The following is a 13,298-nucleotide window of genomic DNA, read 5'->3' on the forward strand; positions in this document are numbered from 1 at the left end:
TTTTAAGGTCGACACATGACAGATATCGCCAAGGCCAATGTGGCTATGACCGTACTGGGCGCAGGCTCGTACGGCTCGTCTCTTGCAATCTCACTGGCCCGAAACGGTGCTAACGTGGTGTTGTGGGGACATGAGCCCAAGCATATGGCGCAGCTTGAAATTGATCGCTCAAACGAAGCGTTTCTGCCGGGTGTCGCATTTCCCGACTCACTGATTTTGAGCGCTGATCTTGAAGAAGCGATTCAGGCCAGTCGGGATATCCTAGTGGTTGTGCCAAGCCATGTGTTTGGCTTGGTGCTGGCACAGGTGAAACCTTTCCTGCGTGATGATCAGCGTATCTGCTGGGCGACCAAAGGCCTTGAGCCAGAAACCGGTCGCCTTTTGCAGGATGTCGCGCGCGAGCAATTGGGCGAAAATATACCGCTGGCCGTATTGTCTGGACCAACGTTTGCCAAAGAACTGGCGGCAGGTTTGCCGACGGCTATCTCTGTTGCCTCTCCAAACGCAGAGTTTTTGGCTGAGCTGCAGGAGAAAGTGCATTGCGCGCGTTCATTCCGGGTTTACGCCAACAGCGATTTTATCGGTATGCAGCTTGGTGGCGCGGTGAAAAACGTGATTGCGATTGGCGCGGGAATGTCTGACGGCATTGGCTTTGGTGCCAACGCCCGCACAGCACTGATCACCCGTGGTTTGGCTGAGCTGACACGCCTTGGTGTGGCGCTGGGCGCAGAGCGCGAGACCTTTATGGGCATGGCGGGCTTGGGTGATCTGGTATTGACCTGTACCGACAACCAATCCCGTAACCGCCGTTTTGGCCTGGCGCTGGGTCAAGGTAAAGGGGTTGATGAAGCGCAGGACGAAATTGGTCAGGTGGTCGAAGGCTACCGTAATACCAAAGAAGTTCTCGCACTGGCAAAACGCACTGGCGTTGAGATGCCTATCGTCGAACAGATTTTCCAGGTACTGTACGAAGGAAAAGATGCTCGACAGGCCGCACAGGATTTGTTGGCGCGACAGCGCACCTCCGAATGATTTATCTGCTTAGTCGGGTCTAAGAAACGCGGGGCTAAGGTCTCGCGTTTTTATTTTTGCGACAAACAGCATGGAGAAGGTCAATCTAACCGCAGACTGATTGGTAGTGTTGGGTTGTTTGACGTTCTATGTCACACTTAGGTCAATGTTTCGCCGGAACACCTTACGGAGAAAGAGGTGGACGCAGGGGCACAGGGCAATGTTACGACAGCAGATATGGGTAAAATGATGCAAATGATGTGCGGTGAAGGTCGCGATAAAAAGTGCCAGCAAGAGAAAGTCTGGAAGGCCATTAAGCGTGAGGCAAAAGAGCACTCGGAGCGCGAACCCATGCTCGCGAGCTTCTTCCACGCCACCATCATTAAGCACGATTCACTCGGTGGTTCGCTGAGCTATATTCTGGCCAATAAGCTCGCTACGCCTAGCATGCCTGCTATGGCGGTCCGTGAAGTCATCGAAGAGGCGTATGCTGGTGATAAACGTATTGTGGAATCGGCAGCCTGCGATATTTGTGCGACTGTGGAACGTGACCCTGCCGTTGAGCTCTACTCCACGCCATTGCTTTACCTGAAAGGCTTCCATGCACTGCAGGGTTTCCGTGTTGCTAACTGGCTTTGGCATCAAGGTCGTCGCGAGTTGGCGGTCTATCTGCAAAACCAGATTTCCGTCGCTTGTCAGGTGGATGTTCACCCGGCGGCGCGGATTGGCCGCGGTATCATGTTTGACCATGCGACGGGTATCGTCGTCGGTGAGACGGCTGTGATTGAAGACGATGTTTCCATCCTTCAGGACGTGACCCTTGGCGGTACCGGTAAAGAGTCTGGTGACCGTCACCCGAAAATCCGTACAGGCGTTATGATTGGTGCCGGAGCTAAAATCCTTGGCAATATCGAAGTAGGTGAGGGGGCGAAGGTCGCTGCTTGCTCGGTTGTCCTCATCTCTGTTCCGCCGCACACTACGGCTGCAGGCGTGCCAGCCAAGATTGTTGGTGCGCCCAGTAGTGATAAGCCTTCTTTTGATATGGATCAGAAGTTCAAGTGCGGGCAGAGTTTTAGCGAAGGTGACGGTATTTAAGCGCTGAAACCTTTTAAATATGCGATAGCAGATACAAAAAAACGGAGCCATTTGGCTCCGTTTTTTTTCGACAACCGCTGGATTAGAACAGCTTGGTTGCTACGTCGTACAGGTCCTGACGGAATGGACGGCGCATGTTGTCGATAGCATCGATGATATCGTGGTGAACCAGCTCTTCACGTTGAATACCCACGCAACGGCCACCTTCGCCTTGCATCAGCAGGTCAACCGCGTAAGCACCCATGCGGGACGCCAGAATACGGTCGAAAGCACGTGGCTGACCGCCGCGTTGGATGTGGCCCAGGATGGTCGCACGAGTTTCACGGCCGGTTTCTGACTCAATGTAAGCTGCCAGCTCGTTAGTATCCGTCATCAGCTCAGTAATCGCGATAATAGCGTGCTTCTTACCTTTGTAGATACCTTCTTTGATCTTGGAAACCAATTGCTCTTTATCCAGACCAATTTCAGGAGTGATCAGGTACTCACAGCCGCCTGCAATCGACGCAGCCAGAGTCAGGTCGCCACAGTGGCGGCCCATCACTTCAACAATAGAAATACGCTGGTGAGAAGAAGACGTGTCACGCAGACGGTCAATCGCTTCAACAACGGTATTCAGTGCAGTCAGGTAGCCAATGGTGTAGTCAGTGCCTGGAATATCGTTGTCGATAGTGCCCGGCAAACCGATACATGGGAAGCCCATCTCAGTCAGCTTCTTCGCACCCATGTAAGAACCGTCACCACCGATAACAACCAGTGCGTCGATACCATGCATCTTCATGTTCTGGATTGCCTGCTCACGCACCTTCTCGTCTTTGAACTCAGGGAAGCGTGCAGAACCCAGGAAAGTACCGCCTTTGTTGATAATGTCTGAAACGCTGGTGCGGTTCAGTTTCTCGATGCGATTCTGATGCAGACCCTGATAGCCGTCGTAAATACCGTAAACTTCCAGACCTTCGCTCAATGCGGCGCGAACAACGCCACGAATCGCTGCATTCATACCCGGGGCGTCACCGCCACTGGTCAAAACACCAATTTTACTAACCATGGTTACCCTCTGACTTTGGGAATTGAAATTTCAAATCCATTTACCGCATGTCGAAACTGCCATCCCACCCCAGCTTTCCGGTGAAAGTCTTAGCAGGTAACGCGGGTTTGCCCCAACACACGAGACGTGCCAGTTTAGCTTGCTGACCTCGCCTTTGAAACTGTAACTTTCCTACTTATGAAAGACTATTACAATTTTGCTAACGTTTTTCGTTGATAAATATCAGTAACCGTTGCAAATATTCGTGCGCTCGCGTGTATTAAATTTGTTCACGCGGTGATTTTCCTACGATTGAGACCGGATCCTGATGGATCAAGATATCTGCTCCCGGGTAGGCAACCTCCAAGCGGTCTTCCACCGCATCGGCAATCCGGTGCGCATCAACCAGTTTGAGGTTGTCATCCAACTCAAGGTGAAGCTGGATAAAGCGTGTCGCGCCTGCCTGACGCGTACGCAAATCATGCACGCCTTCCACACCCGGCACTGTCGATGCCAGGGTATAAATCTTCTTCTGATCTTCCACAGGAAGTTGGTGGTCAAGCAGGGACTGCACCGCTTGGTTCGCCATTTTGAAGGCGCTGATCAGAATGAAAATGCCGATACCGATAGCGAAAATCGCATCTGCCATTGGGAAACCATACCAAGCTAATCCCAGAGCCATGATAATGGCAATGTTCATCAGAAGATCTGATTGATAATGGAGGGAGTCGGCAGCAATTGCCTGACTGCCGGTCTTGCGAACGACCCACTTCTGAAACAACACCAAACCACCCGTAATCAAGGTGGCGATACCACTTATGAGTACGCCGGCTTCTGGGTGATGCAACTCGGTGGGCTTAAACAGACGCTCAATGCCATTGAGCAGTAGGAAACAGGCTGAGCCAACAATAAATGCTGATTGGGCGAGGGCGGCGAGAGACTCGGCTTTGCCATGTCCGAACCTGTGTTCCTCATCGGCGGGTTGTAGCGCATAACGCACCACCACCAAGTTGGTGATCGAGGCAAGAAGGTCAATCAAGGAGTCGACTAAGGATGCCAGCAAGCTGACCGAACCTGTGTACCACCAAGTGAAAAGCTTCATTAGAAGGAGGAAAGTGGCGGTAATGGTCGCTGCCCAGGCAGCAGTCTGAACGAGTCGGGCGTATCTTTCGGTCATGAGCATTATCAGCGTGATTTAAGTATGTGCAGTATAACGCTTTTTTAAAACGAATTAACGCATTGCTCAATTGCTCGATAGCACGGCCCTTAAACGCTGAATGCCGGCAAGCGCCGGCATTCAGGGGAACCTATTGGTGTTAAAGGGCAATTAGCCGCGTTTCTCCATGCGTTTTTGCATGCGCTCAGCCATTTTCTCCATGTTTTCTTTTACCTGAACTTTTTGCTCAGGGGTCAGAATGGTCATCATTTCGTGCTGGCCTTTCATCATGGCTACACGGCGCTCAACTTGTTGGTCGACCATCTTCTCTGCCAGTGCACGCACCGCTAGTTCGTCGAAGTTGTCTGCCAGCATCAGCGCTTGCATTTGTTGGCGGTCAGCCATCATCTGAGTGCGGAATTCGCCTTTGCTCGTCTTCATATCTTCGCGTTTTTGTTCACGCAGTGTTTTGAGTTCCGCTTTTTGCTCGTCGGTCAGGTCCACGCCACGCAGCAGGTGTTTACCCATCATGCCTTTACCGCCGTGCATACCTTCACCATCGTGATGTTTGCCGCCAAATGCAACGGCAGACATTGAGCCGATCATCAGAGGCAGGGCGATAACAGTTGCAGCAATACGTTTTGAAAATTTCATGGTGTTCTCTCCGGTTTTTGTTGTGTCGCTTGATGGGAGTAACTTTATCCACTGGGATGTAAACCGGTGTTCTGCCTACGTAAAGCAATGTAAAGGCGGGTAAACCTAAGACTGACACATGGAATCAGCTCGATGAATGGCAGATACTAGCCTTAACAAATCAGTATTAGGCACACACCATGGCAAACATTCTTCTTATTGATGACGACATTGAATTGACCAGCCTGCTTCATGACTTACTGGAGCTGGAAGGCTATCAGGTGGATATCGCCAATAACGGTCAGGAAGGTCTGGATAAGATCAGTGAAAGCACCGATTTGGTGCTGTTGGATGTAATGATGCCGGTATTGAATGGCATGGAAACCTTGCGCCGCCTCCGTGATATCTGGGAAACTCCGGTATTAATGCTGACCGCTAAAGGTGAAGAGATTGACCGTGTGATGGGGTTGGAACTTGGCGCGGACGATTACCTACCCAAGCCATTCTCTGATCGCGAGCTGATTGCCCGCATACGCGCTATCCTTCGTCGCACTGCGAAAAATGGTGATGGGAAGCGCGCAGATGATCCTCAGGACAAGTTGGAATATCAGGATATCTTGATTTATCCGGGCAAGATGGAAGTGTACTGCCAGTCTCAGTTAATTGAGATGACAGGGACAGAAACTGCCTTGCTGGCTTATTTGATTAAGCAGCCGGGCATTGTAGTGGCCAAAGCTGACATCAGTCTGAATGTGCTTGGAAAGCGTCTTGCCCCGTTTGATCGGGCCATCGACATGCATATTTCTAACATCCGTAAAAAATTGCCTGAGCGTGAAGACGGTAAACCCCGCATTAAAACCCTGCGTGGCCGTGGCTATTTGCTAGTGGAGGCGTAATGAAGCTGCCTACGATCAAAAGTCTGTATGGCCGTATCTTTGCCATTTTCTGGCTGACGCTTTTGTTGGTATTGATTGCGGTTTTGGCGGCACAAAACAGCGACCCACGCCAGCAACATACCTTACCGACAGCTGTGAAAGCTGAGTTTGCGCAACTCTCAGAAAAAGTATCGGCTGAGGTGTCACGTATGCATGGGACACTAAAACAAAAGCTGGTCAGGCTACAAAAGAAACAACCAGACCGCAAGCCTGTGAAGTTTTACTTCACCACACTTGACGGCGAATTATTGGAAAGAGGACATCATGGCAGCGGCCGGATGCTGAAGAATTTCACATCGCTGGCTGACGACCCAGAAGATCCGATGCAACGCCTGTATGGCCGCTGGATGCTGGCAGGTCCTTTTTTGATTAATGATGGTAGCGAACAGGCGTTGATGTATGTCGGTAAGCTCTGGCGTGAGAAGCCGCCATTTTATGTGCAAATCCTCGACAGGCCATTTCAGCTGCTTCTGGTAACCATGGTGGTGAGTACACCTTTGTTGCTTTGGTTGGCATGGGCGGTGACACGTCCAGCTCGTCGCCTACAGGCAGCGGCAGAGCGTGTAGGGGAAGGGCGCTTTGAAACCGACCCTTCTTTGGAAAAAGGGCCGCGTGAGTTCGTGCAGGCAGGTGCAAGCTTTAATCAGATGGTGACAGCACTGAATCAGATGATCAGCGGTCAACAGCGATTGCTGTCAGACATATCCCATGAGCTCCGCTCTCCTCTGACCCGACTGCGAATGGCGAATGCACTGGCAATTCGAAAGCAGGGCGAAAGCCCGGATTTAACGCGTATTGATACCGAAGCCGAACGTATGGAGCAGATGATCGCTGACTTACTTTCTCTGTCCCGTATGCAGCTCAACAGCCATGCCGAACGGGAAGAGTTTACCCTTACAGAGCTTTGGGAAACCCTGCTACAGGATGCCGAGTTTGAGGCGGGGGAGAGCGGAAAAATACTGGTGTACAACACGATTCCTAAGGCGAAAATAGAAGGTAATGGAAACCTCTTGTGTAGCGCGCTGGAAAATGTGGTGCGTAACGCCATCAAATACGCGGAAACAAAAGTGGAAGTGTCTTTCTCGCAGAATGGCAGAGATTTGACGGTCAGCGTCAGTGACGATGGCGAAGGCGTACCGGAAGATATGTTGGGTGATATTTTTCGCCCGTTTTACCGCGTATCGACCGCACGTGACAGACAAAGTGGCGGTAGCGGTTTGGGGCTTGCGATCACTGACAGTGCCATGCGTCAGCACAATGGCAGTACAAAAGCGAGCCTCAACAGTCTTGGCGGCCTGACTATTTACATGACACTGAAAGCGTTGAATTAAAAGAATTGTCATTAAATTTTACGGCAAACCTCTCAAAATTTAAACATTTTGCTAATCTTATTAATAAGTTTGATGTGGAGAGGTGTGCTCTCTCCGCAACCAATGCAGTACAAGGCTTAGCGGAGAGGCTACTTATGTCAGCAAAGAAAATGACGATCAGACAGCGTCTAACTATGTTCGTTGCTCTAGTGTGCGGAATACAGTTTATTGTAGGGGCGTTTGTTTTTTATAAATTGGCTTACATTGAAAGTCATATTCAGGGCGTTGCTTACCGCGATATCCCGATCCTTGAATCGCTCAGTAAAGCGACAGAGCATCAGGTAGAACAGCGGGTCCACTACAATAAAGCGTTTAGATTTGCTCTGGAGATTGGAAAAGACCCCAACGCTCAGGAAAACTATAATAAAGAGAAAGCCTATTTCTATAAATGGGGCGACAAAGTCACAGAGGATTTTACAAAGGTCGGATCGCTCCTCAGTGTAGCCTTAACCAAGGGCACTGCAGAAGAACAGGTAGCCTTTACTGAGGCTAATGAAAAGTTTGATAATATCAAAGCATTACATACTAAGTGGATGGTCCACGTCGAAGATGTGTTTAGGGAACTTGACGGCCTTCATTACCACGAAGCTGAAGTCTTGGATGTGATGGTTGGCGAAGAAGCAGAGACAACCACAAAATTGGTAGATAGCCTGCTCGATGATGTTGGAAAATTCACTGAGACTGCTGTAATCGATATTGAAAAGAGGGCTGTCACTTTGGAATACACCATTATCGGGGCTGTGATTACCGCGCTGATCGTGGCCATTACTATTGCGAGGATAATCCTCGCCGGGATTATCCGAGGCCTTAATAAGGTATCCGCAGCGTTGTTAGTGCAGGCAGAGGGTGACTTCAGTAAGGCAACTGTGGTTGATGAGTCGGGTATCATCGGCGAGTTGCAGCAGAATCTGGAAGGTACGCGCCAGAGCACCAATGGCATGATTGCTAAAGTCGCACAGGAAGTGTCTGATGCAGTCAGCCTTTTGAACGATGCAGCGCAGGCAGTTAAGAAAAATTCGGATGCACAGAGCGGCGAAATTATGCAAGTCGCTACGGCGGTGAACGAAATGTCCGCCACCGCGCAAGAAATTGCTAACAACGCGACCCAAACACAAGATGCTACAGAGGAAGCCTCAGGTAAATCGTCTGAGTGTATGCGCATCAATAATGAAGCCGTCAGCCAGACTCAGCAACTGATTGAAAGCCTGACTCAAAGCAGCGCAGCACTGACCGAGCTGGAAAAAAACAGTGCGAACATCACCTCTGTACTGGATGTGATCAAAGGGATCGCTGAGCAAACCAACCTGCTGGCGCTGAACGCTGCCATCGAAGCAGCACGTGCCGGTGAGCAAGGCCGTGGCTTCGCCGTGGTCGCCGATGAAGTGCGAAGCCTGGCACAGCGCACCCATGACTCGACCTCTGAGATTGAAACCATGATCGTGCAGCTCACCAGTGTGACCAAAGATGCGGTTGATACTATGCAGAAAAGCTGTGAAATGGGTGATAAGACCATCGAGCTTTCTCACCAATCAGCTGATTTCCTTAATCAGTCGAGCGAGGCGACGTCTCGCGTTACCGATATGAACCTACAAGTTGCCAGTGCTGCGGAACAGCAAAATGGCGCCGTAGAAGATATCAATGTGAATGTGAGCAAGATCAGCGAAATGGCCGATAAAAGCTCCCATCAGGTGGCCAGCTTGGTCAATGCCACCGATAAACTCAACGCGATTGCGAAAAACCTTCGTGTCTCGGTGGGGATGGCTGCTTCGTAAAGCTCTAGTTACTCGGAACATAATGCAGGCTCAGGCCTGCTTTTCTTTTTATAGCCCACCCTCAAAGCCAAGCTGTCGCCATGCTTCATAACAAATCACGGATACCGAGTTTGCCAGATTAAGGCTCCGGCTTTCTGGCACCATAGGAACGCGGATAAGGTGCTCGGGGGAGAAAGCATTACGGACATTATCTGGCAGGCCGCTGGTTTCTGAGCCGAACAGAAACACGTCGCCCGCTTGATATTTGACATCAGAGTGGGGGCGGCTGCCTTTAGTGGTGCAGGCAAAGATACGCCGCTCTCCCATGGCTGCCAGAAACGCCGCATAGTCCGGGTAGCGAGTCACATTGGTCAGGTCGTGGTAATCAAGACCAGCACGACGCAGTTTCTTTTCTTCGAAATCAAAACCCAGTGGTTCAATCAAATGAAGTTTGCAGCCGGTATTGGCCGCGAGACGAATGATATTACCCGTGTTCGGGGCTATCTGGGGTTCATGAAGCGCAATGTGAAACATGGAAGCAGGCTCGCCAACAAAATGAAAAAATGCAGTATAACGGGGAAAAAGCAGAAACAAAAAAGGAGAAGCCTTGGCTTCTCCTTTCGGTTCAGAACAGGTCTGAATTACGCTTTTGCTGCCGCCGCTGCTTTCGCGATAGCTGCAAAGCTTTCAGCGTTCAGTGCTGCGCCACCAACCAGAGCACCGTCGATGTCCGGTTGTGCGAAGTACGCTTCTGCGTTCTCAGGCTTAACAGAACCGCCGTATTGAATCACAACGTTCTTCGCCACGTCTTCGCTCTTCGCTGCGATGTGCGCGCGGATTTCAGCGTGGATGCGCTGTGCATCTTCTGCAGTCGCTGCTTTGCCGGTGCCGATTGCCCAGATTGGCTCATACGCGATAACAGTACCGTTTAGTGCTTCAACGCCTTGGGTGTTGATGACTGCGTCAAGTTGACGAGCACATACAGCAACGGTTTCGCCCGCTTCGTTTTGTGCTTCAGATTCACCGATACACAGAACCGGAACCAGACCGTGCTCTTTCAGGAATGCAAATTTCTTCGCCACGTACTCGTCAGATTCTGCGTGGTAATCACGACGCTCTGAGTGGCCGATGATGATATGAGTTGCACCGAAGTCTTTCAGCATTTCCGGAGAAATGTCGCCAGTGAACGCGCCGCTAGCATTAACGTCGACGTTCTGAGAGCCCAGCAGGACCTTGCTTTCTGCTTTGCTCAGCAGTTGCTCTGCCAGATCCAGGTACATCACTGGTGGTGCAATTGCTACGTCTACACCTTCAACGCCAGCAAGTTGTGCGTCCAGACCTTTGATCAGATCCGCTACCATGGCTTTACTGCCGTTTAGTTTCCAGTTACCCATTACCAATGGACGGCGCATAGGGAATTCCTCCGTAATCCAATTATCGAAATTCAGTTTCGGCAACGATAACAGCACCGCTGTCAGCGTTTCCTGTCCAAAATCATAAATGCCATCGTTTGTACTCGTTTTGCGCGCAAATGTGAACCTTTGAGTAACAAAATTTCGTTATAAATTTTCGGATTAGCGCATGTGCGTGAAAGACGGCGTGGTGTGATCTGAGGAGAATATTCTTCTCTCTAGTAACAATCGCCCTAAATGCTGCGGTAAAGTGGCTCATTATCGTAACAAGGAGTGAGTTATGCCTCATATTGTCATGGAATATAGCGACCCGGTTTCAGAGCGGGTCAGCATTGGACAACTCTTGGAAGATTTACATCAGATAGCGATTGGCAGCGGTATCTTTGATGTCAGTGACGTCAAATCCCGTGCTTATGCCTGCCATGATTGGTTGATTGCGGATAAGGATGATCAGGAAAACTTTATCCATGTCACCTTATGGCTATTAGATGGGCGTGATGAAGAGCAAAAGCGCAACCTCAGCCATGCATTTTTAGATGTGATGCAGCAGCATGCGCCGGAAGTGGCCAGCTTAAGTGCGGATATTCGGGATATGGACAGACGTTGGTACGCGAAAGTGGAACGCTGAGAGTGAAGGCAAAAAAGGCGGCGGTGGCGAACCACCGCTCAAAAACTGAGTTAGCCTTCAATCGCAACGGTTGCTTCGTTACGTTTCGGGTGCAATGTAGTGACGGTTGCGCTTCGCTCAGTTAAAGCTTGTGGGTTATTGATGGCTGTTGAGAAGCGATCAAACTGACGCATCAACTCTTTCATCAACAACGCATTAACATGGTTTGGGTTTTTGCCCGACGCGATTACGCGGTTGATATGACTCATCTGGGCGCGCAGTTTTGGCTGCATGCTTTCACTGGCGCTTTCAATGATTTCTTCGCTCATCTCGATCCTCAATACTTCCAGCGCTTGGGGATCGTTTTCTGCTAACGCTTTTAATTCGTCAAATGAAGGCAACGTTTTCATGGCATTACTCCTCTGGCTGCGCATGACTTACCTTTGACTATACGGTTAAAAAATGAGCGATCAATCACACTAATGTCTCATTAATGAGACGATGACTGTCGGTAGATAGGGTGTGTTTTGAGTCTGATACAGGTAATTAATTGATTGCGACCCAAAACACGGCATACGGTATTTTTAAGTCTCAATAATAAGAATTTATGTAAAAGAGGGTGATTTTTTCTTTGCGAGGGAAAAGTGGGCGATTTTCCCTCTGAGTAAGTCTGAATGCGTCCAGTGGTCCGGTTTACCAATATTGCTCGGTGGTGATGTTTCCGGGTTTGCGGCGCAGGTTTTTCTCCAATCCTTTTTCAATTAGGATGGCACGCACGTCTTTTACCATCTGTGGGTTGCCGCAGAGCATCACTTGGCTTTTCTGCTGTGTCATATGGAGGCCGACCATGCGTTCCAGTAACCCGTCTTCTAGCGCATGTGTAATGCGTCCGGATAATGCTCCAGCCTTTGGCTCGCGGCTGACAAAAGGCTGCACAATGATTTGATCGCTACGCTTTTGCTGCAATTCGTTGATTTCGGCCTGATAGCTAAGGTCAGCAGAGAAACGCACGGCATGTACCAGTACCACTTTGCGAAAACGCTGCCATACCTCGTCTTGTTGCAAGATAGACAGGAATGGCCCTATAGCGGTACCTGTGGAAAGCATCCATAAATCATCGCCTTCAGGGATTTCTTCCAGCGTGAAAAAGCCACTGGCTTCCTGAGTAATCAGCACGGAGTCGCCGGTTTCCAGTGCGTGCAAACGGGGAGAGAGCAAGCCATCGGCTACTCGCGTGGCGTAAATCTCAAGGTATTTGCTGTTGGGGGGATTAACGAAGGAATAGGCGCGTTGAATGATTTTACCGTCGATTTCCAAACCAAGTTTAGTAAATTGTCCGGCAGTGAAGGCGTCGACGTTAGCATCGAGGACAAGGCTGAAAAGATCTTTACTCCAGCGACGATTTTCAATAACTTCGGCTTTGATCCAAGTAGCCATGCAACCCCCTCATTTAAATTTAGTTTTCTATGCGCATTACTCTCGTGCTTGAACTTTGTATGTACAACGACGCTGTCCTTCAATGATGTGTTCTTCTCGGGAGACCTGATACTCGTCGCCCAGTACCGTCCGGAAGATATTCTTTTCTGATTTACAAAGTGCCGGGCAACGCTTGGCAGCCTGACAGATAGGACAGTGATTCTCGATTAACAGGAAACCATCATCGATTTCCTGGAGCTCGGCCATGTAACCTTCGCTCTCTCTAAGATACGCCAAGGTTTCAAGTTTAGCCTTTAAATTATGGCAATCTTTGAGCGCGTCGCGGTAATGCTGCAACGTTTTTTCTTCACGTTGCTGAATGACTTTTTTTAGTCCGGCTTCGCCAAATAAGGATTCCACTGAGTCGATCACTGAAATAGCAAGATCACCGTGACTGTCTGCAAAACGGCGATGGCCTTCTGCCGTCAGTGACCAGTGGCGCGTCGGACGGCCGACTTTGACACGAATGTCACTAAAATCCAACAGGCCTTCATCTTCCATTGCTTGAAGGTGTTGGCGAATTCCCATGGTGGTTAATCCCATTTCGTCTGCCAGCACTCGCGCACTCACTGCGCCTTCACGTTTTATCTTGTGCAGGATTTTATCGACTGTTTTCATCGCATCTTCGTCACTGATTTGGATACATCATTATGCGTGGATGAAGGTAAATAAAGCAATGTCTTTACTTATTTAATGCTAATTCGGTGTCATAAGCGCTGAAACTTTGATATGACTGAGGGCTTGTTCTGACTCAATGTCGTCAAATTGAGAAGCACTGTCACATCCTTAAAAATCGTCCTCTAAAGTCAACTGATCACATAAGGTCAT

Annotated in this window: 14 protein-coding genes; 6 read left to right on the top strand and 8 right to left on the bottom strand. The window is 49.8% G+C overall.

Translation table 11 applies throughout. The annotated features are described in order from the left end of the window. Nucleotides 1-15: 15 nt before the first annotated feature. Together gpsA and cysE are read left to right on the top strand one after the other, a co-directional pair. Entirely contained in the window at nucleotides 16-1,032 is a 1,017-nt protein-coding gene (gene gpsA / locus VP504_RS12260; RefSeq protein ID WP_325891426.1) for an NAD(P)H-dependent glycerol-3-phosphate dehydrogenase, read from the top strand. Nucleotides 1,033-1,260: 228 nt separating this feature from the next. After that, nucleotides 1,261-2,106 (top strand): serine O-acetyltransferase, encoded by an 846-nt coding sequence (gene cysE, locus VP504_RS12265; protein ID WP_325894041.1) that lies wholly within the window; start codon nucleotides 1,261-1,263, stop codon nucleotides 2,104-2,106. Nucleotides 2,107-2,188: 82 nt separating this feature from the next. On the opposite strand, the gene pfkA is transcribed toward cysE, so the two are convergent. The 3 genes from pfkA to VP504_RS12280 form a co-directional block, all read right to left on the bottom strand. After that, nucleotides 2,189-3,151 carry a 6-phosphofructokinase gene (gene pfkA / locus VP504_RS12270; RefSeq protein WP_165016030.1) on the bottom strand — a complete coding sequence of 321 codons (963 nt, stop codon included), beginning with the start codon at nucleotides 3,149-3,151 and terminating at the stop codon, nucleotides 2,189-2,191. 259 nt (nucleotides 3,152-3,410) lie between these two features. Further along, nucleotides 3,411-4,307, bottom strand: a complete 897-nt coding sequence (gene fieF / locus VP504_RS12275) for a CDF family cation-efflux transporter FieF (protein ID WP_325891427.1) — start codon at nucleotides 4,305-4,307, stop codon at nucleotides 3,411-3,413. 150 nt (nucleotides 4,308-4,457) lie between these two features. Beyond that, a complete protein-coding gene (locus VP504_RS12280; RefSeq protein ID WP_325891428.1) occupies nucleotides 4,458-4,940 on the bottom strand; it encodes a CpxP family protein in 483 nt (160 codons plus the stop codon). Between the two features lie 179 nt (nucleotides 4,941-5,119). On the opposite strand from VP504_RS12280, the gene VP504_RS12285 reads away from it, so the two are divergent. The 3 genes from VP504_RS12285 (at nucleotide 5,120) to VP504_RS12295 (ending at nucleotide 8,996) form a co-directional block, all read left to right on the top strand. Beyond that, on the top strand, nucleotides 5,120-5,815 hold the full coding sequence (locus VP504_RS12285; protein WP_325891430.1) for a response regulator: 696 nt from the start codon (nucleotides 5,120-5,122) through the stop codon (nucleotides 5,813-5,815). Next, nucleotides 5,815-7,185, top strand: a complete 1,371-nt coding sequence (gene cpxA / locus VP504_RS12290; RefSeq protein ID WP_325891431.1) for an envelope stress sensor histidine kinase CpxA — start codon at nucleotides 5,815-5,817, stop codon at nucleotides 7,183-7,185. Before VP504_RS12285 ends, cpxA begins: the two co-directional genes overlap by 1 nt. A gap of 134 nt (nucleotides 7,186-7,319) precedes the next feature. Beyond that, nucleotides 7,320-8,996: a methyl-accepting chemotaxis protein gene (locus VP504_RS12295; RefSeq protein ID WP_325891432.1), complete on the top strand. Its 1,677-nt coding sequence runs from the start codon at nucleotides 7,320-7,322 to the stop codon at nucleotides 8,994-8,996. Between the two features lie 48 nt (nucleotides 8,997-9,044). Here VP504_RS12295 and VP504_RS12300 read toward each other — a convergent pair whose 3' ends face one another. Together VP504_RS12300 and tpiA are read right to left on the bottom strand one after the other, a co-directional pair. Continuing rightward, complete coding sequence (locus VP504_RS12300) at nucleotides 9,045-9,509, bottom strand: tRNA (cytidine(34)-2'-O)-methyltransferase (protein ID WP_062707171.1); 465 nt, start codon at nucleotides 9,507-9,509, stop codon at nucleotides 9,045-9,047. Between the two features lie 107 nt (nucleotides 9,510-9,616). Further along, the gene (gene tpiA / locus VP504_RS12305; RefSeq protein ID WP_325891434.1) at nucleotides 9,617-10,387 is read right to left on the bottom strand and encodes a triose-phosphate isomerase; all 771 of its coding nucleotides are present in this window, start codon (nucleotides 10,385-10,387) and stop codon (nucleotides 9,617-9,619) included. A gap of 280 nt (nucleotides 10,388-10,667) precedes the next feature. On the opposite strand from tpiA, the gene VP504_RS12310 reads away from it, so the two are divergent. Then, on the top strand, nucleotides 10,668-11,015 hold the full coding sequence (locus tag VP504_RS12310) for a 5-carboxymethyl-2-hydroxymuconate Delta-isomerase (protein WP_325891435.1): 348 nt from the start codon (nucleotides 10,668-10,670) through the stop codon (nucleotides 11,013-11,015). A gap of 50 nt (nucleotides 11,016-11,065) precedes the next feature. On the opposite strand, the gene VP504_RS12315 is transcribed toward VP504_RS12310, so the two are convergent. From VP504_RS12315 to VP504_RS12325, 3 genes are all read right to left on the bottom strand, one after another. Continuing rightward, nucleotides 11,066-11,404 carry a DUF3135 domain-containing protein gene (locus tag VP504_RS12315; RefSeq protein ID WP_325891436.1) on the bottom strand — a complete coding sequence of 113 codons (339 nt, stop codon included), beginning with the start codon at nucleotides 11,402-11,404 and terminating at the stop codon, nucleotides 11,066-11,068. 283 nt (nucleotides 11,405-11,687) lie between these two features. Then, entirely contained in the window at nucleotides 11,688-12,431 is a 744-nt protein-coding gene (locus VP504_RS12320; RefSeq protein ID WP_325891437.1) for a ferredoxin--NADP reductase, read from the bottom strand. 36 nt (nucleotides 12,432-12,467) lie between these two features. Further along, on the bottom strand, nucleotides 12,468-13,088 hold the full coding sequence (locus VP504_RS12325) for a helix-turn-helix transcriptional regulator (protein WP_062707003.1): 621 nt from the start codon (nucleotides 13,086-13,088) through the stop codon (nucleotides 12,468-12,470). Nucleotides 13,089-13,298: the final 210 nt, after the last annotated feature.

Origin of the sequence: Grimontia sp. NTOU-MAR1 (genome assembly GCF_035758505.1) — a bacterium.
GTDB classification, from domain to species: Bacteria; Pseudomonadota; Gammaproteobacteria; order Enterobacterales; family Vibrionaceae; genus Enterovibrio; species Enterovibrio marinus.